Below are 23,101 nucleotides of genomic sequence, written 5' to 3' on the forward strand. Positions count from 1 at the left end.
GGGCCTTTTGCGCGATAGCACGCCCGGGCCATTGCCAGCGAGCGTGACGTCGTGAACAGTGTATGCAGAGAACCAGCATGGATCCCCTCATGTCCGACGAAACGCCGCGCCCCCTGCTGTCCCTGGCCGAACTGGACCGCTTCTGCCGACAGGCCTTTCTGGCCGTCGGCGCGGATGAACGGACGGCCGACGCGGCGACGCGCGGCATGATGCACGCGACCGAACTGGGCGTGGACAGCCACGGCGTCCGCCTGCTGCCGCATTACCTGCGCGCGCTGGAAGGGGGGCGGCTGAACCGCACCCCGCAGGTGCGCAAGACCGGCGGCTTCGGCGCGGTCGAGGTGATCGACGCGGACCATGCCCAGGGCGCGGTCGGGGCCTTCCACGGCATGGACCGGGCCATCGCGCTGGCGCGGCAGTTCGGCGTGGGCGCGGTCGCGGTCCGCAACAGCTCGCATTTCGGCCCGGCGGGGGCCTATGCGCTGGCGGCGGCGCGGCAGGGGGTCATCGGGATGGCCTTCTGCAACTCGGACAGCCTCGTGCGGCTGCATGACGGGGCCGCGCGCATCCACGGCACGAACCCCATCGCCGTGGGCGTCCCCGTCGCGGGCGAGGACCCGTGGCTTCTGGACATGGCGACCAGCGCCATCCCCTATAACCGCGTGCTGCTGTATCGCAGCCTGGGGATCGAGCTGCCGGGGGGCGTCGCCTCGGACGCGGCCGGTCAGGACACGCGCGACGCCATGCAGGCCGAGATGCTGGCGCCCCTGGGGGGCGAGTTCGGCTTCAAGGGCGCGGCGCTGGCGGGCGTGGCCGAGATCCTGGGCGCGGTGCTGACGGGCATGAAGCTCAGCTTCGACATCGCGTCGATGGACGGGCCGGATTTCAGCACGCCGCGCCAACTGGGCGCCTTCGTGCTGGCGCTGAACCCCGACGCATTCCTGGACCGGGGCACCTTCGACGCGGGAATGCGCCGCTATCTGGACATGCTGCGCAGCTCGCGCGCCCTTGCGGGCAGCCGCGTCATGGCACCGGGAGACCGCGAATGGCAGGTCGCGGCCGAACGGCGGCAGGCCGGCGTGGCGCTGGACCCCGCGACCGAATCCGCCTTTGCCCAGATCGCCGCGCGTTTCGGCCTGCCCATGCCGGCTGCGACCCACGGCTGAGGGGCGAAGAAATCGCTTGACCGATTCGGCCTGACGGCGGCTAATGACTGAAGTGGTCTGACCACTTGCCCCGGCATCCGCGAGAGGAGCGCGGCCCGGGAGCAGAGAAAGGGAGGGGACAGCCTTGCAGGGCGACAAGCCGCGCCGGCCTTACCGCGTGATCGCCGACCAGATCCTGGAGCTGGTGGCCGAAAACGGGCTTGCGCCCGGCGATCGCCTGCCGGCCGAACGCGAGCTGGCGGAACGCTTCGGGGTCTCGCGTCCTTCGCTGCGCGAGGCGCTGATCGCGCTCGAGGTCGAGGGGCGGCTGGACATCCGCATGGGGTCGGGCATCTACGTCGGCGCCCCTGCCCGTGCGGCGGCAATCGAGGGCGAAAGCCCCTTCGAGGTGCTGCAGGCCCGCGCCATCGTGGAAAGCGCCATCGCCGAGGAAGCCGCGCGCCGCTGCGACCCGGCGGCCGTGGCGGCGATGGACCGCATCCTTGCCCGGATGGCCGAGGCGATGGGGGACCCGGCCCGCTCGCTGGACCTGGACGGCGCGTTTCACATCGCGGTGGCGATGGGGACGGGCAACGGCCTGCTGGCCGACATGACGGCCGACATCTACCGGCTGCGCCTGTCGCCCTTCTTCAGCCGCCTGGCCGCCCATTTCGAGGGACCGGGCACCTGGCGGCTGGCGCTGGCGGAACACGGCGCGATCCGGGACGCCATCGCGGCCGGGGACGCAGGCGCCGCGCGCGAGGCGATGCGCCATCACCTGACCGAATCCCAGCGCCGCTTCTGCGGCGCCTTCGCGGCCGACGCCGCATGACCGCCTTGCCCCTGCCGCACGCGGCCGGGGCCAACGACGATGGCATGCAAACGGGAGGAAAAGCATGACGTTCACGATCCGCGGGTGGCTGGGTGCGGCCGCCCTCATCATGGCCGGCACGGTGGCCGCGCACGCCCAGACCACGTTGAAATGGGCCCATGTCTACGAGGCATCCGAGCCGTTCCACACTGAATCCGTCTGGGCCGCCGAGGAGATCGGCAAGCGCACCGAGGGGCGCTACAAGATCGACGTCTTCCCGGCCTCGCAGCTGGGCAAGGAAACCGACCTGAACCAAGGGCTCAAGCTCGGGACCGTGGACATCATCATCTCGGGGGCAAGCTTCGCGGCACGCGACTATTCCCCGATCGGGATCAGCTATTATCCCTACATCTTCCGCGACCCCTCGCACCTGCTGGCCTATGCGAAAAGCGACGTCTTCAAGCGGCTGGCGCAAGGCTACGAGGAAGCCACCGGCAACCACATCACCGCCATGACCTATTACGGCACCCGCCACACGACGGCGAACAAGGATATCAAGGCCTGCGCCGACCTGCAGGGGCTGAAGATGCGCGTGCCGGACGTGCCCGCCTATCTGGCCATGCCGCGGGCCTGCGGCGCCAACACCACGCCCATCGCCTTCGCCGAGGTCTACCTGGCGCTGCAGAACGGCACGGTCGAGGCGCAGGAGAACCCCTTGACCGCCATCGACGCCAAGAAGTTCTACGAGGTGCAGTCTCACATCTCGCTGACGGGCCACATCGTCGATGCACTGAACACCATCGTGTCGAAGAACGTCTGGTCGCAGCTGTCGGACCAGGACAAGCAGATCTTCACCGAGGTCATGCTGGAAGCCGCCGAGCGGGGCACCCGCATCGTCGAGGAACGCGAGGCGGCCCTGGTCGAGGACTTCCGCGGCCGCGGGCTGACCGTGACCGAGCCGGACCGCGCCGATTTCCAGCGCACCGTGCAGGAAAAGGTGGCGCTGTCGGACTTCGGCTACGAACAGGCCGACTACGACGCGATCAAGGCGCTGAAGTAAGCTCCGGCGCCCGGCGCCGCTTCTGCCCGGCGCCGGGTCCCTTCCCCCCTGACCAAGGTTGCGGCCGATGACCCACGACCCCGCCACGCCGATCAGCGTGGAAGAGATGGCGCATGCCTTCGAGGACAGCGAGGTCCATGACGTGGACCTGTCCATCTACGCCGTCGAGGACTGGCTGGTGCTTGCGCTGTTCTGGGGCATGGCGCTCTGCGTCTTCCTGCAGTTCTTCACCCGCTACGCCCTGAACAACAGCCTCGCCTGGACCGAGGAGATCGCGGCGAACCTGCTGGTCGTGATCGTCTTCGTGGGCGCGGCCATGTGCGTGCGGCTGGGACGCCACATCGCGGTGGACCTGCTTTACCGCTTCCTCAGCCGCCGCACGGGCCGCGTGCTGCAGGTGGTCGTGGACCTGATCGCCATCGCCTTCTTCGCCTACATGTCCTGGCTTCTGTGGCGCTATATCGGCGTCGTCGGGTCCGAGCGGATGGTGACGGTGGACCTGCCGCGCGGCGTCGTCTTCTATTCCGTGTTCGCGGGCTTCGTCCTGATGACGCTGCGCGCGCTGCAGAACTTCCTCCGCGATCTTCGCGGCCGCCGCACCGTGCGCGAGCAGGCCGAAGACCTTGGCCCCACCGGAGTCTGACCCATGCTGCTGCTGATCGGTTCCTTTCTGCTGCTGCTGGTGATCGGCGCGCCCGTCGCGGTGGCGATGGCGGTGGCCTCGCTGCTTTACCTCGGCATCTACGACGTGGCCCCCGACATCATCGCGGCCCAGCGGATGATCGCGGGCGTGGAAAGCTTTCCGCTGATCGCCGTGCCCTTCTTCATCCTGGCGGGCAACCTGATGAACATCGCGGGGGTGACGGGGCGCATCTACCACTTCGCCTTGTCGCTTGTCGGCTGGATGAAGGGCGGCCTCGCGCAGGTCAACATCATCGGCTCGGTCATCTTCTCGGGGATGTCGGGGACCGCGCTGGCCGACGCGGCCGGCATCGGCACCATCGAGATCAAGGCGATGAAGGACCACGGCTACCCGGTCGAGGCCGCCGTCGGCGTCACCGCCGCCTCGGCCACGCTGGGGCCGATCTTTCCGCCCTCCCTGCCCTTCGTGATCTACGGGATGATGGCCAACGCCTCGATCGGGGCGCTGTTCATGGCGGGCATCATCCCGGGCATCGTGATGACCTCGCTGATGATGCTGACGGTCTGGATCTTCGCCCGCCGCTACGGCTGGGGCTCGGACACGCCCTTCGACTTTCGGGAACTGGCGGGCGCCTTCCTCGAGGTCATCATCGTCCTCTGCTTTCCCCTGTCGGTCTGGCTGCTGATCCAGGCGGGGCTGTCGGTCAACATCGCCGTGTTCCTGGCGCTGGGCGTGCTGATCGCGCTGGACTGGTATTTCGACTGGCACGCCGTCATGGCGCTGATGGCGCCGGTGCTGCTGATCGGCGGCATGACGATGGGCTGGTTCACGCCGACCGAGGCCGCCGTCGCCGCCGTCCTGTGGTCGCTGTTCCTCGGGCTCGTGCGCTATCGCACCATGACCTTCCGCACGCTGGCCAAGGCGTCCTTCGACACCATCGAGACGACGGCCGCGGTCCTGTTCATCGTCACCGCCGCCTCGATCTTCGCCTGGCTGCTGACGGTCAGCCAGGCGGCGCAGCTGTTTTCCGACTTCATGTTCGGGCTGACGGACAACTGGTGGACCTTCCTGATCGTGGTCAACATCCTGCTGCTGGTCGTGGGGGCCTTCCTCGACACCATCGCCGCGATCTCGATCCTGGTGCCGATCCTGATGCCGGTGGCCGCGCGCTATGGCATCGATCCGGTGCATCTGGGGATTATCCTGACGCTGAACCTGATGATCGGGCTGCTGACGCCGCCGGTGGGGATGGTGCTGTTCGTGCTGTCACGGATCGCGAAGATGTCGGTCGAACGCACGGCGCTGGCGATCCTGCCCTGGATGATCCCGCTGTTCGTGGCGCTGCTGCTGATCACCTTCATCCCGGCGATCACCCTGTGGCTGCCGACCCAGCTTGGCCTGATCCGATGAACGAGTCCCCCATGCGCAGCCGCGTCGCCCGCCTTTACGCCGCCCATGACCTGCGGGTCGAGGAAGACGAGGTTCCCGCCCCCGGTCCCGGCCAGGTCCTGCTGCGCATGGCCGCGGGCGGGATCTGCGGGTCGGACCTGCATTACTACCATGACGGCGGCTTCGGCCCCGTCCGGGTGCGAGAGCCGATCATCTCGGGGCACGAGGCCTCGGGCCGGGTCGCGGCGCTGGGGGACGGCGTGGACGGCCCCGCCCCCGGCACGCTGGTCGCGGTCAGCCCCTCGCAGCCCTGCGGGGACTGCGACTACTGCCGCGCGGGCCAGCCGATCCATTGCCTGTCCATGCGCTTCATGGGCAGCGCCATGCGCCTGCCGCATGAACAGGGGATGTTCCGCGACCTGCTGGTGGTGCCCGCCGCGCAGGTCCACGCCTTTCCCGACACCACCACTCCGGCCGAGGCCGCCTGCGCCGAGCCGCTGGCCGTCTGCCTTCATGCCGTGGCGCAGGCGGGCGACGTGGCGGGCAAGCGCGTCCTGATCACCGGCGCAGGTCCCATCGGGCTTCTGGTGCTGGCCGCCGCGCGCCAGGCGGGCGCCACCGACATCACCGTCACCGACCTGACCGACGCGGCGCTGGAGCGCGCGCGCGCGATGGGCGCCACGCAGGCCATCAACGTCGCAGCCGACCCGGACGCGCTGGCGCCGCTGACCGAGGGCAAGGGGCAGGTGGACGTGGCCTTCGACTGCTCGGCCGCCGGTCCCGCGCTGCGCAACGCCTTTGCCGCGCTTCGTCCGCGCGGCACGCTTGTGCAGGTCGGCGTCACTGGGGACGTCACGATCCCCCTGAACATGCTGGTCGGGAAAGAGATCACCTGGCGCGGATCGCAGCGCTTCCATGCCGAGTTCGCGGACGCGGTGCGCCTGATCGGAAGCCGCGCCATCGACGTGCGCCCGATCATCAGCCACTCCCTGCCGCTGGAACGTGCCGCCGAGGCCTTCGACCTGGCCTCTGACCGCAGCCTCGCCTGCAAGGTCCAACTGAGCTTCGCCCAATGAGACTCGCTGCCGCCACCTCCCTTCCCCAGGATGTCCGGGGTCCCGCCTTCGACCGCGCGGCCCTGCGGCCCGGTATCCTGCACTTCGGCCTCGGCGCCTTTCACCGCGCCCATCAGGCCGTCTACACGCAGGCGGCGCTGGAACAGGACTTCGGCCCTTGGGGCATCGTCGCGGTCAACCTGCGCTCGGCAAGCCCGGTGGACGACCTCGCCGCGCAGGACGGGCTTTACAGCGTCACCACGCGGGGACCGGACGGCGACCGCGTGGACGTGATCGGCGCGACCGTGGACTGGATCTGCGCCGCCCGCGATCCGCAGCGGGTGCTGGACTGCCTGACCGATCCCGCGATCCGCATCGTCACGCTGACGGTGACGGAAAAGGCCTATGGGCTGGACCCCGCGACCGGGGGGCTGGACATGACGCATCCGGCGGTCGCGGCCGACCTGGCGGGGCCGCAGTTCCCCGCAGGCCCGGTCGGCTGGCTGGTCGAGGGGCTGGCCCGCCGCCGCGCAGCCGGAACCGCGCCCTTCACGGTCCTCTGCTGCGACAACCTGGCGGCGAACGGGCAGGTCCTGCGGCGGCTGGTCACCGAGATGGCCCGCCGCCGCGACCCTGCGCTTGCCGACTGGATCGAGGCCAAGGTCGCCTTTCCCAGCAGCATGGTGGACCGTATCGTTCCCGCCGCGACCGACGAGACCCGCGCCCGCGCCGCGGCCGCCCTGGGTGTCCGGGACGCGCTGGCTATCGACACCGAACCCTTCATGCAATGGGTGATCGAGGACAACTTCCCCCTTGGCCGCCCCGCCTGGGACAAGGCGGGCGCCGTCTTCACCCGCGACGTCGCGCCCTATGAGAAGATGAAGCTGCGGATGCTGAACGGCAGCCACACGCTGATCGCCCATCTGGGCATCCTGCACGGGCTGGAATTCGTGCGCGACGTCATGGCCGTGCCCGAGCTTGCCGCGCAGGTCCGTGCGCATATGCAGGCGGCGGCCGCGACGCTGGACCCGGTGCCGGGCATCGACCTTGACGCGTATCGCGACGACCTGCTGGCGCGCTTTGCCAATCCCGCGATCGCGCATCGCACCGTCCAGATCGCGATGGACACCACCCAGAAGCTGCCGCAGCGCATCCTGTCGCCCGCTGCCGACGCCCTGGCCGCAGACGGGGATGCGGCGGCCTTCGCCCGCGCCACCGGCGCCTGGATCGCGGCGCTGGCGCATCGTCGGGACGCCGACGACCCCCGCCGGGACGAACTGATGGCCGCCGTCCGCGCCATGCCCGAGGACCGCCCTTCGGAGCCGTTCTTCCGGCTCGAAGGGCTGTTCCCCGAGGCCCTCGCCGCCAATGCCCCCTGGCGCGCCCAGGTCGATGCCGCGATCCGCGCCGATCTGGCGTCCGCCCGCCCCTCGGGAGCCACGGAATGAAAGCCCTTGTCTGCGACGAACCCGGACGCCTGACCCTGGCCGAACGCCCTGATCCCGAGCGCGGAGAGGGCGAGGTGCTGGTCCGCATCCGCCATGTCGGCATCTGCGGCACCGACTTCCACATCTTCGGCGGCAAGCACCCCTTCCTGGAATACCCGCGCGTCATGGGCCACGAGCTGTCCGGCACGGTCCAGGAGGCCCCGCCCGGCAGCGCGCTGAAGCCGGGCGATCCGGTCTATATCGTGCCCTACCTGTCCTGCGGCACCTGCCAGGCCTGCCGGATCGGCCTGACCAACGCCTGCTGCAACATCCGCGTCCTTGGCGTCCATTGCGACGGCGGCATGGCCGAGCTGGTCCCGGTGCCCGAGGCGAACGTCATCCCCACCGGCGACATCCCGATCGAGGACGCCGCGATGATCGAGTTCCTGGCCATCGGCGCCCACGGCATACGGCGCGGAGGCGTGACCGCACGCGACCGGGTGCTGGTCACCGGCGCCGGCCCCATCGGCATGTCGGCGCTGCTGTTCGCCAAGGCGCGCGGCGCGAACGTCACGGTTATGGACACCCGCGAGGACCGGCTGGCCTTCGCCCGCGACCGGCTGGGCGCGGACGCCGTCCTGCTGGCCGATGCAAATGCCGAGGAGAACGCCCGCCGCCTGACCGGGTCCGACTGGTTCGACGTGGTGGTGGACGCCACCGGCGCCGCCGCCCCGATCGAGCGCGGCTTCGGCTTCCTCGCCCATGGCGCCCGCTATGTCCTGCTGAGCGTCGTGCGCGACAGCCTCACCTTCTCGGACCCCGAGTTCCACAAGCGCGAGGCCACGCTGCTGGCCAGCCGGAACGCCCAACCCGAGGACTTCGCCGAGGTCGTCCGCCAGATGCAGGCGGGCCGCATCCCGACGCGGGCGCTGAACACCCACCGCGGGCAACTGGCCGACGCGGTGGACCTGTTTTCCGAATGGTCGCGCCCCGAGGCGGGAGTGATCAAGGCGATCCTCGACCTCTGAGGATCGCCTCCCCTCGCTTCAGGTCGTGACGTCGGGCCGGTCGCGGCCGGTATGCTCGCGGATCAGCGCCAGTTCCTCGGCCGCCGCGATCACGGGGGCCAGCGCCGTTTCCGGGTCGAGGTCATGCGGCTGGTCCGTCCCGGCATAGCGTTCCAGATAGACCCGCAGCGTCGCGCCCTCGGTTCCCGTGCCCGACAGGCGCAGGACCACGCGGCTTCCGTCCTCGAACATCACGCGGATGCCCTGGCGCGCCGAGGTCGAGCCGTCCACCGGGTCGAGATAGGCGAAATCGTCCGCCGCCTGCACCCGCAGCCCGCCGAAACCCTGCCCCGGCAGGGCCGCCAGCATCCCCCGCAGCCGGTCCACAAGGGCGTTCGCGCGGTCCGAGGCCACCGCCTCATAGTCGTGGCGGCTGTAGTAGTTGCGCCCGTATTCGGCCCAATGCGCGGCCATGATGTCCGCGACCGACTGCCGGCGGACGGCAAGGATGTTCAGCCACAGCAGCACCGCCCAGAGCCCGTCCTTCTCGCGCACGTGGTCCGAGCCGGTGCCCGCGCTTTCCTCGCCGCAGATGGTGACGCGGCCCGCGTCCAGCAGGTTGCCGAAGAACTTCCAGCCGGTCGGCGTCTCGTGCATCTCGATGCCCAGCGCCTCGGCCACCCGGTCGGCGGCGCGGCTGGTCGGCATCGACCTTGCGATGCCGCTGATCCCCTTGGCATAGGCGGGCGCGAGATGCGCGTTCGCCGCCAGCACCGCGAGGCTGTCCGAAGGCGTGACATAGATCCCGCGGCCCAGGATCATGTTGCGGTCCCCGTCCCCGTCCGAGGCGGCGGCGAAGTCCGGGGCATCCGGCCCCATCATCAGGTCGACCAGATCCTTCGCCCAGACCGGGTTCGGATCGGGATGGCCGCCGCCGAAGTCGGGCTGGGGCACGGCGTTGACGACCGTGCCGGGGGCGGCGCCCAGGCGGCGCTCGATGATCTCGCGCGCGTAAGGGCCCGTCACCGCGTGCATGGAGTCGAAGCGCATGGAAAAGCCGGACGCGAACAGGTCGCGGATCGCGCCGAAGTCGAACAACCGCTCCATCAGCGCGGCATAGTCGGCCACGGGGTCGATCACCTCGACCGTCATGCCGCCCAACTGGCGCTCGCCCAAGGCCGAGAGATCGATGTCCGGGGTGTCGAGGGTGCGGTATTCCGTGATCTCGGCGGTCCGCGCGAAGATCGCGTCGGTGACGCTTTCGGGGGCGGGACCGCCGTTCGGTCCGTTGAACTTCATGCCGAAGTCCTCGTCCTCGCCGCCCGGGTTGTGGCTGGCCGACAGGATGATCCCGCCGTCCGCATGGCGGATGCGGATCAGGTTGGACGCGGCGGGCGTGGACAGGATGCCTCCCTGCCCCACGATCACGCGGGCCGCGCCATTTGCCGCCGCCATGCGCATGATGACCTGGATCGCGCGATCGTTGAAGAAGCGCCCGTCGCCCCCCAGCACCAGGGTCTTGCCCCCGATCCCGCCGATCGCGTCGAACAGCGACTGGGTGAAGTTCTCCAGGTAGCCCGGCTGCATGAAGACGCGGGTCTTCTTGCGCAGGCCCGAGGTGCCGGGCTTCTGCCCCTCGACCGGCCGGGTCGGTACGGTGCGGATGTCGAGGGTCACGGGAAAGTCGGTGTCGGAAAGCGCGGTCATCGGGTGCAAATCCTTGCGGCATTCAGGCTCACACAGATGCAATAGCGCAGTTGCGCAGAGCGCGACAGGGGCCGCGGGGCGCGGGCGGGCGGGAACCAGGCCCCGGCGGTTGTGCTTTCCCCGCTGCCGCACCATGCTCGCAGGCATAATCAATCGGGACAGGACATGACGAAGGAAAGCCCCCGGATCGCGCGTGGCCGCCGCCGCAGCGGCGCCACCAGCCTTGAACAGGCCCTGCGCCTGCGGGACCGGGGCGCGCGAGCGAACGGCCGCGGCCTGCCGCGCGCCTGGGGTGACATCCCCCTGCCGATCCGGCTGGACATCTGGACCGGCCGCTCGCTGCAGGACGCGGGGGCGGAACTGGCCTCGATCCTGCGGCCCGAGCTGGCCGACGCGCCGGCGCGCGCCATCGCCCGGCTGATCGACAACCAGGCCGCCATCCGGCGCAACTATCTGGACACGATCGCGGCCGAGGAACGGGGCGACACGATCACGCCCGCCGCCGAATGGCTGATCGACAACCACCACATGGTCGAGGAAAACCTGCGCCAGCTGCGGCAGGCGCTGAACCCCGCCTTCCTGAACCGCCTGCCCCCCACGGCGCTGTCGGGCGGCGGCACGGCCCCGCGCGCGCTGGTGATCGCCTGGTATTTCGTGGCGCTGACCAATTCGGAAATCACCGCCGACGCGCTGAGCCAGTTCCTGCGCGGCTATCAGTCCGTGGCGACACTGGACATTGCCGAACTGTGGGCCGTGCCCACCTTCCTGCGCTATGTGCTGGTCGAAAACCTGCGCCGCCTGTCCGACCGCGTGGTCCTTGCGCGCGAGCGGCGGGCCTTCGCCAACGCCCTGGCCGACGAGCTGACCGAGGCCCAGGGCAGCCGCGCCGCCGCCGCCGTGATCGAGCGCCACGCCGCGCTGGTCACCAACGACACCGTGGCCGCCCAGCTTCTTTACCGCCTGCGCGACGGGGGGCCGGATGCGCAGGCCGCGCTGACGGCGCTGGAACGGCGCCTGGGCAGCGCGCAGGGCGCCGAAAAGGCCGTGCAGGCCGAATACGCGCGCCAGTCCAGCGGCAACGTGACCGTTGGCAACATCATCCGCAGCCTGCGCCGGATGGGCGAGATCGACTGGCTCGACTGGTTCGAGGGCGTCAGCCACGTCGATGCCCTGCTGGCCGGCGCGACCGAGTTCGACCGCCTCGACCAGGCCACGCGCGCGGATTACCGCACCGAGATCGAGCGCATCGCCCGCCGCTCGGACCTGACGGAAACCGAGGTCGCCCAGCGCGCCATCGACCATGCGCGCGCCGAGGCCATCCAGCGCGGCGAGACCCAGCCCGCCCGCATCGCGGTGGGCGACCTGCTGGTGGGCGACGACAGGGCGGCCTTCCGCATCGGGGCGGGCTATCGCCCCCGCCCGTTCGAGCGCCTTGCCCCCCTTTCCCGGACGGCCGGCTGGTGGAACCTGGCCCTGCCGCTCGTGGCCCTTACCGCGATGCTGGTGGCGCTTCTTGGCAATGTCCTGCCCGACCGGATGCAGGGCTGGCAGGCGGTGCTGCTGCTGGCGCTGGCGGTGCTGCCCGCCTCGGACACGGCCATGCAGGCCATCGCCTTTCTGGCCGCCCGCATCGTCCCCCCGCGGCGGCTGCCCGCCTATGACTTCCGCGACGGCGTCCCCACCGAGGCGCGGACGCTGGTCGTCATCCCCGGCATGATCACCTCGGTCGACGCGATCGACGAACTGGCCGACATGCTGGAGTCGCACTATCTGGCGAACCCCCTGGGTGACGTCTTCTTCGCGCTGCTGTCGGACTGGAAGGACGCCCCGACCGAGACCCTGCCCGAGGACCAGCGCCTGCTGGCCCATGCCCGCGCCCGCATCGACGCGCTGGCGGAACGCTATGACCATGGCGGCGTCCGGCGCTTCTTTCTTCTGCACCGCAAGCGCCAGTGGAACCCGTCCGAAGGCGTCTGGATGGGATGGGAGCGCAAGCGCGGCAAGCTGACGGAACTGAACCAGCTTCTGCGCGGGCACGAGGGCACCAGCTTCCTGCCCACCGGCCCGACCCCGCCCGAGGGCATCCGCTATGTCGTGACGCTGGACAGCGACACCCGCCTGCCGCGCGACACGGTCAGCGCGCTGGTGGGCAAGATGCAGCATCCCGTGAACCGCCCCGTCCACCGCGAGGACGGCGTTGTGATCCGCGGCTACGGCATCATGCAGCCGCGTGTCACGCCTTCGCTGACGACGGGGGCCGAGGCCTCGGTCTTCCAGCGCATCTTCTCGGCCAACCGGGGACTTGACCCTTACGTCTTCACTGTCTCGGACCTTTACCAGGACCTCGCGGGCGAGGGCAGCTTCACCGGCAAGGGCATCTATGACGTCGATGCCTTCGAGCGCGCGCTGGAAGGCCGGCTGACGGAAAACACCATCCTGTCGCACGACCTGCTGGAAGGCAGCCTTGCCCGCGCGGCGCTGGTCACGGATGTCGAGGTGGTCGAGGACTTCCCCATCCGCTACGCCACCGAGGCGAGCCGCCAGCACCGCTGGACGCGGGGCGACTGGCAGTTGCTGCCGCTGATCCTCGATCCCCGGAACGGGCTGTCCGGGCTCGCGCGGTTCAAGATGGTGGACAACCTCCGCCGCTCGCTGGTCACGCCCTCCTGGGTCGCGGCCTCGATCCTGGGCTGGCTGACGCTGGACGGCGGCCAGGCCATCCTGTGGCAGGGGGCGCTGATCCTGCTGGTGGCGCTGGTGCCGGTGCTGCAGATCGACATGCGGGTGTTCCGCCCCGGCTACGGGGTCTCCTGGGACTATCACCTGCGCCACATGGGGCGCGACCTGGCGACCTACATCACCCAGCTGGGCCTGCGGCTTGCGACGGCCGCGCACCGGGCGGTGGCCTCGCTGGACGCGGTCGGCCGGTCGCTGTGGCGGATGGCGGTCAGCCGCAGGCACCTGCTGGAATGGACCACCGCCCGCGACGCGGGCCGTTCGGCGGGCGCTGATGTCAGGTCCGAATACCGGCGCATGATCGCCTCGCCCGTGCTGGGAGGGGCAGGCATCCTCGGCACCGCGGCCCTGAACCCGACCGCGCTGCCCGTGGCGCTGATCTTCGGCGGCATCTGGATCGCCGCGCCCTGGATCATGGACCGCGCCTCGCGGCCCCTGGAAACCGAGGACCGGCTGCTCCTGTCGCCCGGGGACGAGGCCGAGCTGCGCCGCATCGCCCGCCGCACCTGGCGCTATTTCGAAACCTTTGTCGGCCCCGAGACGAACCACCTGCCGCCCGACAACTGGCAGGCCGACCCGGAACCGAAGCTGGCCGAGCGCACCTCGCCCACCAACATCGGGCTTTACCTGATGTCGGTGATGTCGGCCCATGACTTCGGCTGGATCGGGCTGGACGGCGCCCTGACGCGGATCGACGCCACGATCTCGTCGATGGAGCGGATGGCCCGATTCCGCGGCCATTTCTTCAACTGGTACGACACCCGCAACCTGGCCGTGCTGCCCGCGCCCTATGTCTCGGCGGTGGACAGCGGCAACCTGGCGGGGCTGCTGATCGCGCTGTCGGCGGGGCTGCGGGCCTGGGCCGAGGACGCGCCCTCGGTCCGCCGCCGCCGCACCGCGGGACTGGGCGACGCGCTGGCCAACCTGCGGCTGGAACTGGACGCCCTGGGCGAGGGCCGGCGCAGCCTGCGCGACCTGCGCCGCGCGCTGTACGGCTCGATCGCGGGAATGCAGGACGTGCTGGACCAGATGGGCGGGCGCCCCGTGTCGGACCCGCTGGCCGCGTCGCAGCTGATCACCCGCGCGGCCGAGATCGTGCGTCTTGCGGCCGAACTGGACGCGGCGACGCAGGGAGAGGCTGCCGAGGCGCTGGCCTGGGCGCGGCTTCTGGAACAGGACACCCGCAGTGTCATGACCCCCGCCCCCGAAGGGCGCGAGGCCATCGAACTGTTCATGCTGCGCACCCGCCTGCTGGCCGAGCGCGCGCGGATGCTGGCCTTCGGCATGGACTTTAGCCTGTTCGTCCAGACCGACAAGATGCTGCTGTCCATCGGCTATCGCCCGCTGGACGACCAGCTTGACGAAAGCTCCTATGACCTGCTGGCCTCCGAAGCGCGGCTGACCAGCTTCCTGGCGATCGCCAAGGGCGACATCCGCAAGGAACACTGGACACGGCTGGGGCGCCCCTTTGCCACCGTCGGCCACCAGGGGGCGCTGCTGTCCTGGTCGGGCTGCATGTTCGAATACCTGATGCCGCCGCTTCTGCTGAAAGAACGGCAGGGTGGCATCCTGAACCATTCCAACATGATGGCAGTGCAGGTGCAGATGGACTGGGGCCGCTCGCACGGCCTGCCCTGGGGCATTTCCGAAAGCGCCTTCAACGCCCGCGACCGGCAGATGAACTACCAGTATTACGCCTTCGGCGTGCCGGTGCTGGCCTTGAAGCGGGCTTACGGCGATTATGTGGTCGCACCCTATGCCTCGATCCTGGCCGCGCAGATCCGGCCGCATGACGCCGCCCTCAACCTCGCGCGGCTGCGGGAACTGGGGGCCGAGGGCGCCTATGGCTTCTATGACGCCGTGGACTTCGCGCCCTCGCGCCTGCGCGAAGGCAAGACGCATTCCGTGGTCAGGAACGTCATGGCCCACCACCACGGCATGTCGATCATGGCCATCGCCAACACGGTGATGGACGGCATCCACCGCGAACGCTTCCACGCGGACCCGGTGGTGCGCGCCTCCGAACTGCTGCTGCAGGAAAAATCGCCGCGCGACATCACGCCCGTGACGCGCCGCCCCCCGGGGAACGTGCTGGGCCGCGGCGCGCTGGCGGGCAACGGCGACACCCTGACCGCCGTGGACGAGCCCGGCCGGGCCGAGCGCGAACTGGCGCTGCTGTCCAACGGCCCCTTCTCGACGATCCTGTCCTCGACCGGGGCGGGGCGGTCGATGCTGGGCGGCAGGGCACTGAACCGCTGGACGCCGGACCCCGCGCTGGACGACGGCGGCATCTTCGTCTTCCTGCGCGACATGCAGTCGGGCGAATGGTGGTCGGCCACCCATTCCCCCTGCTCGGGTCCCGACGAACGCTCAAGCGTCGTCTTCGCCGACCACAAGGCCGAGTTCCTCAAGACCGCCAATGCGATCGAAAGCCGGCTCGAGGTCATTGCCGCGACCGAGGGCCATGCCGACGGCCGCCGGTTGACGCTGCGCAACCGCTCGGGGTCCGACAAGACGATCGAGATCACCTCCTATGGCGAGATCGTGCTGGACAGCCCGGCCTCGGACCGGGCGCATCCGGCATTCTCGAAGATGTTCGTCCAGACCGAGATCCTCGACAACGGCGCCCTGATCGTGGCCGAGCGGCGGCCGCGCGATCCCAGGGGCCGCCCCAGCTACCTGGCCCATCTGGTCGCAGGCCCCGAAAGCGCCATCACGCCGGGCGCCGAGGCCGAGACCGACCGGCGCGCCTTCATCGGGCGGGGCCGCTCCATCCGCAACCCGGCCGCCTTCGAGCGGGGCGCCACGCTGGCGGGGACGCAGGGCCACACGCTGGACCCGATCTTCGCGATCCGCCGCCGCGTGCGGGTGCCGGCGGGCAAGACCGTCTCGCTGACCTTCTGGACGCTGATCGCGGACACGGCCGAGGACCGCGACCGGATGGCCGCGCATTACGCCCGTCCGTCGGTCTTTGAACATGAACTGCGGCTGGCATGGACCTATTCGCAGGTCCAGTTGCGCCACCTGAACGTCACCCTGGATCAGGCCAAGCTGTTCCGCGCCTATGCCGCGCTGCTGGTCTGGCCTGACCTTCGGCTTGCGGCGACCCCCAAGCGGCGGACCGAACTGGGCCCCCAATCCGACCTGTGGCCCATGGGCATCTCGGGCGACGACCCGATCCTTCTGCTGCGCATCGACAACGAGGCAGACCTGCCCATCGTCCGCGAGGCGCTGCGGATGCACGAGTTCCTGCGCCACCGGGGCGTCGCCCATGACGTGGTGATCCTGAACGAACGCGCATCGAGCTATGTGCAGGACCTGCAGCACGCGATCCAGTCCTTGGTGGACACGGCGCGCCAGTCCGCGGGACCCGACACGCCGCGCCACGTCCACGCGGTCCGGCGCGACCAGATCAGCAAGGCCAGCTTCGACACGCTGGTCTCGGCCGCGCGGATCATGCTGCACACCCGGAACGGGCGTCTGGCCGAACAGATCGACCGTCTGCGCGACGTCGCCCCGGCCCCGCCCCGGCGCGAGGCGCGCCGGGCGGTCATCGCGCAGGGCAGTCCACGCCCGGCTGAGCCATCCCGCTCGCCCCTGCTGTTCTGGAACGGCTACGGCGGCTTTGCGCCGGACGGGCGCGAATACGTCCTGCGGATCACCCCCGACCGCCAGACGCCGCATCCCTGGATCAACGTCATCGCGCGCGAGGACTTCGGCTTCCATGTTTCGGCCGAGGGCGCGCCCTATACCTGGGCGGTGAACTCGCGCGACTACCAGATCACGCCCTGGTCGAACGATCCGGTGACGAACCGCCCCGGCGAGGCGCTGCTGATCCACGACCCCGCCACCGGCCGCACCGCGACGCCCTTCCTGGGGCTGTCCGAGGATCCCGACGCGGTTCACGAGATTGCCCACGGGCTGGGCTATTCCCGCTTCACCGCCGACTACGGCTGGGTTCGGCTCGAGGCCGTGATGACGCTGGCCGCCGATGTCCCCGCGCGCCTGACGCGGCTGACGGTCACGAACCGCACCGCGCGGGTGCTGAAGCTGCAGGGCATCGCCTATGCGGAACTGGTGCTGGGCACCGACCGCAGCCGCAGCGCGCCGATGGTCCAGACCCGCTTCGAGCCGGGCCTGAACGCGGCGCTGGCCCGCAACCCGTTTTCCACCGATCACGCCGAGCGCATCACGGCGCTGGCCTGCGACCGTGCCCCGGACGCGCATTGCGGCGACCGTCAGGCTTTCCTTGGCCGCCTCGGATCGCTGTCGCAGCCGGCAGCGCTGGCCTCCTGGCCCCAGGCCGAAGCGGCGGGCGATCCTTGTCTCGCCATCCGCTGGCCGATGGTCCTGCAGCCGGGAGAGGAGACCGCCACCACGCTGGTCCTGGCCAATGCGCCCGAGCCCGAGATCGCGGGCGTGATCGCCGCGGCAACCACTGCGGGCGCGGCCGGCCGCGCGCTGTCCTCGGCCCGGGCCGGCTGGGACGATGTGCTGGGCCGATTGCAGGTGCAGACGCCCGACCCGGCGCTGGACCTGATGGTGAACACCTGGCTTCCCTATCAGGCGCTGGCCTGCCGCATCCGCGCGCGAACGGCCTTCTACCAGGCTTCGGGCGCCTTCGGTTTCCGCGACCAGTTGCAGGATACCAGCGCCCTGATCCTGCAGGACCCGGGCCTCTGCCGCCGCCAGATCCTGAACGCGGCCTCGCGCCAGTTCCCCGAAGGGGACGTCCAGCACTGGTGGTTGCCGCGGACGGGCGCGGGCGTTCGGACGATGATCTCGGACGACGTGGTCTGGCTGGGCCATATCACCTCGCTGTACGTCTCGGCCACGGGCGACACCGCGATACTGGACGAGCCGGTGCCCTTCCTCACCGGCCCCCTGCTGGAACCGGGCGAACACGACAGTTTCTTCCAGCCCCAGACGTCCGAGGAGCAGGCCCCGATCTACGAGCATTGCGCCCGCGCGCTGGATTTGGCCATGGCCCGAACGGGCGAGCGCGGCCTGCCCCTGATCCTCGGCGGCGACTGGAACGACGGCATGAACCGCGTGGGCGAGGAAGGACGCGGCGAAAGCGTGTGGCTGGGCTGGTTCCTTTGCGACACCATCGCCGCCTTCGCTCCGCTGGCCCGCGCCCGTGGCGACCACGCCCGCGCCGACGCATGGGAAGCGCATGCCGACCGCGTGGCGCAGGCGCTGGACATGGCCGGCTGGGACGGTGCCTGGTACCGGCGCGGCTATTTCGACGACGGCACGCCCCTGGGCTCTGCGGGCAGTCCCGAATGCCGCATCGACAGCATCGCCCAAAGCTGGGCCATGATCTCGGGTGCGGGCCGGGCCGACCGGGCGCGCGAAGGCGTGGACGCGGCGCTGGCGCAACTGTTCGACCGCGACGGCCAGCTGCTTCGCCTGTTCACGCCGCCCTTCCAGAACACGCCGGCCGAGCCGGGTTACATCAAGTCCTATCCGCCGGGCGTGCGCGAGAACGGCGGCCAGTACACCCATGCCGCCGCCTGGATGGTTTACGCGCTGGCCCGGAACGGCGATGGCACCCGCGCCCATCGGCTGCTGAGCGCGCTCAATCCCGTCAACCACGCGCTCGACGCCCGTTCGGCCGAGATCTACCGGGTCGAGCCCTATGTGGTCGCCGCAGATGTTTATGCCGCGCGCGACAAGATGGGGCGCGGCGGCTGGACCTGGTACACGGGTTCGGCAGGCTGGATGTACCGCGCCGCGGTCGAGGGGCTTCTGGGCATCCGCCGCCGCCCCGGCGGGATCGAGATCGACCCCAGTCTGCCCGACGACTGGCCCGGCTTCACGGTCCGGTTGTCCCGCAACGGCGTGACGCACGAGATCGTGGTGGGCCGCGAGGACGGTCAGACAAGCGTCACCCTGGATGGACAGCGGATCACGGAAGGAGGCGTCATCGCACTGCCAGACCTCATCGAGGGACCGGCCCGCATCTGATGCCGGCAGGCCCCCGCGGCCTTCTGGGGCGCGGGGGCCAACCGGGGTATGGCAGGCGGCGGAGGGGCCCTTTGGCGGGTGATGTCCTGCCCACAGGACGATCTTCCGACCCGAGGGTGCCGCCGGAGCACAGGTTCGACGGCCGGCCAATCAAGGACCTGCGCCCTCGACTACATGAGGCATCCCCCAAGTCGGAAATCGGCACCACACGGTGCATGGAAATATTCGAAGGTCAAAACTCGGCGCAGTTCACATCCGCGGTTGACCAACAAGCGGGAAGCGGACGCGTTTCACGCGCAGGTCGGCCTTCAGGTCGGAAGCGGGCGCCGTTCACCGCCTCGGTGGGGTTGGGGTCGAAGTCGCCGAAGCCTTGGCCTGCCTGCCTGCCTGCCTGCCTGCCTGCCTGCCTGCCTGCCTGCCTGCCTGCCTGCCTGCCTGCCTGCCTGCCTGCCTGCCTGCCTGCCTGCCTGCCTGCCTGCCTGCCTGCCGGTGATAGTGCGGGCGTGATCCGGGGCTGACAAGGAAACAGCTTGCGCCGCAAGCTCCTCGCTCAAGAGGCTGGGGGAGAGACCGCGGCGGTTGCCCTCAGTTCACGATGAACTCGGCATGCAGCGCGCCTGCGGCATGAACGGCCTTGAGGATGTCGATCAGCTCGCGTGGCCGGACCCCCAGCGCGTTCAGGCCCGCGACCACGTCGGACAGCGAGGACTCGCCGCTGACCTCGGCAAAGCCGATCCCCGGTTCCTGGGTGATCTCGGCATCCGTGCGGGGCACGACAACCGTGTCGCCGGGCGAGAAGGGGTTGGGCTGCGACACCATGGGTGTCTCGCGCACCCGCAGGGTCAGGTTCCCCTGCGAGACCGCGACGCGAGAGATCCGCACCTCCTCGCCCATCACGATGGTGCCCGAACGGTGATCCACGACCACGCGGGCGCGGCTTTCCGGCTCGACGGAGATGTTCTCGATGCGCCCTACCAGCCGCGCGGGGTTCACCGTGCCGAGGCCGGAGGAATCGATTGAGATCGTCGTCGCGTCCAGCAAGGTCGCAACCCCGTCACCCAGTTCGTCGTTGATCGCCTTCTCGATCCGCGCCGCGGTCGTGAAATCGGCCGAGCGCAGTGCCAAGCGGAAGCTGGACATCTGGCTGAAGTCGAAATCGACCTCGCGCTCGACCCGGCCACCGGACGGGATATGTCCCGCGGTCGGCACCCCCTGGACGACCGAAGCCGCCTCGCCCTCGGCCGAGGCCCCGCCCGCGATGATCGAGCCCTGCGCCACCGCATAAACCTCGCCATCCGCGGCATTCAGCGGCGTCATGATCAGCGTGCCCCCCAGAAGGCTTTTCGCATCCCCGATGGCCGAAACCGTGACATCGATCTGGCCACCCGCGCGGGCAAAGGGCGGCAGGGTGCCCGTCACCATGACGGCGGCCACGTTCTTGGGCCGAAAGCTTTCGCCCGTGACGTTGACGCCCAGGCGCTCGAGCAGGCTGCCCAGCATCTCCTCGGTATAGGGGGTGTTGCGCAGGCTGTCGCCCGTTCCGTTCAGGCCGATCACCAGCCCGTAACCCAGGAGGTCGTTGCCCCGGACGCCGTCCACGGTCGCCAGGTCCTTGATCCTGACCGGGGCCGCCCAGGCAAGGCAGGGCAGCAGCAGGAAAAGCGCGAGGAGTCGTGCGAAGACCGCCATCAAAGGTAATCCGTCAGCGAAAGGCGCGACAGCCGCACGGTCAGGGCGTAAAGGTTCTGCAGGCTGGCCTCGGCCTGGGTCAGGGCGGTGGCGGTCTCATAGGGATCGACGGCAAGGATGTCGGACCTTTCCAGCGACATGGCCGTGGTCTCGGCCGCGTTCCTGGCGGCGGCGCGCTCGACTGATGCTTCCAGCAGGCCGATGTCGGCGCGGCGCATCGTCAGCGCGGTCGCCCCGGCGGCAACATGCCTGCCGCCTTCGCCCAGCAGCGCTCCCTTGCCTTCCGGGGTCAGGCCGAGGTCGGGATCGGCGGCCAGAGAGGCCATTGCCAGCCCCTTCAGAAGCTCGCGAAACGAGGGATCCAGCGCGCCGAGATCCTGCCGCACCCTGATGTCCGGCGAGACTGCGAGTTCGCGCGCGGCGGTGTCGCCGTGGAACTGGCTGTCCGCGAAACCGCCCGTTCCGGCCGGAGCGTCGAACCATGCCGCAAGCGTCGACGCGATGTCGGCCGGCGAGGTCAATCCGGCCACCTCGGCCTTTGCGGCGGCAAGGATCGACCCGGGATCGGACAGGGGGGGCCTGTCCACGGCCGTGCCCGACAGCAGGTACCGGCCGCCGACGTCGACGTTGAGCAGGCGGACGGCCGTCTGGAAACCCTGCCGCGCCTCCTCTGCCCGGATCGCGATGCTTGTCTCGTTCCCCATCGCGGCCGCCGTCTGCAGGCCTGGCCCCATGCCGGCGACGATCTCCTCGAGCGTCCCCAGTGCCGCCTGCAGCCCGCCCAGTTCGGCCTGCGCATGCGCTGCGTTCTGCCCATGGGCCGACAGCGCCGTCAGACGCGCCTGCACCTGTGCCAGACGCCCCATCTGGCCGTTCGTCGCGGCGGGAACGTCGGGCTTGAGGCCGGTGGCCGCCTCTTGCGTCAGCGTCGCCAACTGCGACTTGAGCTGCCCGCTTGCCTGGCGAAGAAGCGTGGCGCGCGCCAGGTCGCCCACGGGACCAAGATCGCTCATGTCAGCCTCAGCATTGTCTGTAGCATCTCATCGACGGCCTGCAGCACCTTGGCGTTCGAGGCATAGGCCCGTTCCAGCGTCAGAAGCGTTTCCATCTCGCGGTCGCTGTCCACGCCGTCCTGCTGGCGCATCGCCTCGAAGGTCGAGGATTGCGCTGTCGCGCCGCCCAGCACGCGCTCGGCCTCGATCCGCCCGGATGCAGCCCATGAACCGAGGTCGGCCGCAAGGGTCGCGGCGCTTCGCGGCGCGGGGCTCATGCCGGCAAGCGAGGAGGGGCGCAGGGCGCCCAGCGCCTCCTGCATCCCGATCAGCAGGTCCGCGTTGCCCACCGGGCCGGGCGTGGCTGCCTGAAGGCCGTCGCGCAGGCGCCAGAGCGCGCCGCCCGCGCCCGGATCAGCGGCGGCGTTGATCGCCAGGCGCTGGGCCAGACCGGGAACGGTGGTGGCCGCCCCCCCTCCATCTGTGAACAGGCCCGGCGCGCCAGCGGCAAGCGTAGGGTCGAGTCCGGCGCCGGCAAAGCGGTCGTGCAGATCGCGGGCCGCGGTGTCGAGGCTGGCCTGCGCCCCGGGTCCGTCGAGGTCGCGGATCTGGAAGTTGGCGGCCAGCCGCCCTCCGGTGAACCGGCCCATCTGGGAGGGAGGAACCTCCTCTCCGTTCAGTTTCAGCAAACCCAGAGCGGGCGTCCCCGCCGCCTCGGCGGTCATCACCGGCGCGGGCGAGAAATCGAACCGTGCGGGCGTGGTGCCATCAAGAAGCATGCCGCCGGTTGCCGTGAACAGCGCGATCCTGCCGTTTTCGCGAGGCAGTTCCTTGATGGGCACGATCTCGGACAAACCGTCCACGATCCGCTGCCGCTCGTCCAGAAGGACATTGGCGTCGTCGCCGCTGGCCAGGTGGACAGCGATCTGCCGGTTGAGGTCCGCGACCCGCCCGAGCCCGGTGTTCAGCAGCTCGACATCGGCAGCGATGGCGCGGTCCGCGGCGCCGCGCGCCTCCTGCACCTGGGTACCCAGCGCATTGTACGCCACCGCGAGCGTGCGGCCGGCCGAAAGGATGCCTGCAAGGCCCATCTCGTTTTCCGGGCGCGCTGCGGCGGCCAGCAGCGCGCTGTCGAAATCCGATAGCGCCGTGGACAATGCCCCCGCTTCTCCCGGAACACCCACGGCGTCGGACAGGGTCCTGTGGAACGCCGCCAGCGTTCCGGCCCGCGCCGTTTCGGCTTCGGCCAGGCGGCCCTGTGCCACGACCGAGTTGCGCAGGACTCGGGTCACCCCCTCGACCTGAACTCCGCCCCCACCCGCGATCACGGGGCGCGAGGTCAACTGCAACTCGCGCCGGGCAAACCCCGGCGTCGTCGCATTGGCGAGGTTCGAGGCCACCGCCTCGGTCCCGCGCGAGGCAGCGGCGAGGCCGGACAGGGCATTCGACAGGGCGTTCGACAGGCTCATC

13 protein-coding genes are annotated in these 23,101 nt (G+C 70.1%); 9 read left to right on the forward strand and 4 right to left on the reverse strand.

The genetic code is table 11. The features are described from left to right. The first annotated feature begins 89 nt into the window (after positions 1-89). The 8 genes from CK240_RS06785 (at position 90) to CK240_RS06820 (ending at position 8,558) form a co-directional block, all read left to right on the forward strand. Positions 90-1,166 (forward strand): Ldh family oxidoreductase, encoded by a 1,077-nt coding sequence (locus CK240_RS06785; RefSeq protein ID WP_095639587.1) that lies wholly within the window; start codon positions 90-92, stop codon positions 1,164-1,166. A gap of 124 nt (positions 1,167-1,290) precedes the next feature. Then, positions 1,291-1,977: a FadR/GntR family transcriptional regulator gene (locus CK240_RS06790; RefSeq protein ID WP_095639588.1), complete on the forward strand. Its 687-nt coding sequence runs from the start codon at positions 1,291-1,293 to the stop codon at positions 1,975-1,977. Between the two features lie 64 nt (positions 1,978-2,041). Further along, entirely contained in the window at positions 2,042-3,016 is a 975-nt protein-coding gene (locus CK240_RS06795) for a sialic acid TRAP transporter substrate-binding protein SiaP (protein ID WP_095639589.1), read from the forward strand. Between the two features lie 67 nt (positions 3,017-3,083). Further along, positions 3,084-3,659 carry a TRAP transporter small permease gene (locus tag CK240_RS06800; protein WP_095639590.1) on the forward strand — a complete coding sequence of 192 codons (576 nt, stop codon included), beginning with the start codon at positions 3,084-3,086 and terminating at the stop codon, positions 3,657-3,659. A gap of 3 nt (positions 3,660-3,662) precedes the next feature. After that, a complete protein-coding gene (locus CK240_RS06805) occupies positions 3,663-5,069 on the forward strand; it encodes a TRAP transporter large permease (protein WP_095639591.1) in 1,407 nt (468 codons plus the stop codon). Further along, complete coding sequence (locus CK240_RS06810; protein WP_420818613.1) at positions 5,066-6,124, forward strand: L-idonate 5-dehydrogenase; 1,059 nt, start codon at positions 5,066-5,068, stop codon at positions 6,122-6,124. The genes CK240_RS06805 and CK240_RS06810 overlap by 4 nt, the downstream gene beginning before the upstream one ends. Then, entirely contained in the window at positions 6,121-7,551 is a 1,431-nt protein-coding gene (locus tag CK240_RS06815; protein WP_095639593.1) for a mannitol dehydrogenase family protein, read from the forward strand. Before CK240_RS06810 ends, CK240_RS06815 begins: the two co-directional genes overlap by 4 nt. After that, entirely contained in the window at positions 7,548-8,558 is a 1,011-nt protein-coding gene (locus CK240_RS06820; protein WP_095639594.1) for a zinc-binding alcohol dehydrogenase family protein, read from the forward strand. Before CK240_RS06815 ends, CK240_RS06820 begins: the two co-directional genes overlap by 4 nt. An 18-nt stretch (positions 8,559-8,576) precedes the next feature. Here the strand turns inward: CK240_RS06820 and CK240_RS06825 are convergent, their stop codons facing one another. Further along, positions 8,577-10,244, reverse strand: a complete 1,668-nt coding sequence (locus tag CK240_RS06825) for an alpha-D-glucose phosphate-specific phosphoglucomutase (RefSeq protein WP_095639595.1) — start codon at positions 10,242-10,244, stop codon at positions 8,577-8,579. 165 nt (positions 10,245-10,409) lie between these two features. Here CK240_RS06825 and CK240_RS06830 point away from each other — a divergent pair, with 165 nt between their 5' ends. Then, entirely contained in the window at positions 10,410-18,950 is an 8,541-nt protein-coding gene (locus CK240_RS06830) for a GH36-type glycosyl hydrolase domain-containing protein (protein ID WP_095639596.1), read from the forward strand. Between the two features lie 585 nt (positions 18,951-19,535). Here CK240_RS06830 and CK240_RS06840 read toward each other — a convergent pair. From CK240_RS06840 to flgK, 3 genes are read right to left on the reverse strand one after another with little or no spacing between them, the layout of a single operon-like run. Then, the gene (locus CK240_RS06840) at positions 19,536-20,639 is read right to left on the reverse strand and encodes a flagellar basal body P-ring protein FlgI (protein ID WP_095639597.1); all 1,104 of its coding nucleotides are present in this window, start codon (positions 20,637-20,639) and stop codon (positions 19,536-19,538) included. After that, on the reverse strand, positions 20,639-21,652 hold the full coding sequence (locus CK240_RS06845; RefSeq protein ID WP_095639598.1) for a flagellin: 1,014 nt from the start codon (positions 21,650-21,652) through the stop codon (positions 20,639-20,641). The genes CK240_RS06840 and CK240_RS06845 overlap by 1 nt, the downstream gene beginning before the upstream one ends. After that, positions 21,649-23,100 (reverse strand): flagellar hook-associated protein FlgK, encoded by a 1,452-nt coding sequence (gene flgK, locus CK240_RS06850; RefSeq protein WP_095639599.1) that lies wholly within the window; start codon positions 23,098-23,100, stop codon positions 21,649-21,651. The genes CK240_RS06845 and flgK overlap by 4 nt, the downstream gene beginning before the upstream one ends. Position 23,101: the final 1 nt, after the last annotated feature.

This window comes from Paracoccus salipaludis (assembly GCF_002287065.1).
GTDB lineage: Bacteria > Pseudomonadota > Alphaproteobacteria > Rhodobacterales > Rhodobacteraceae > Paracoccus > Paracoccus salipaludis.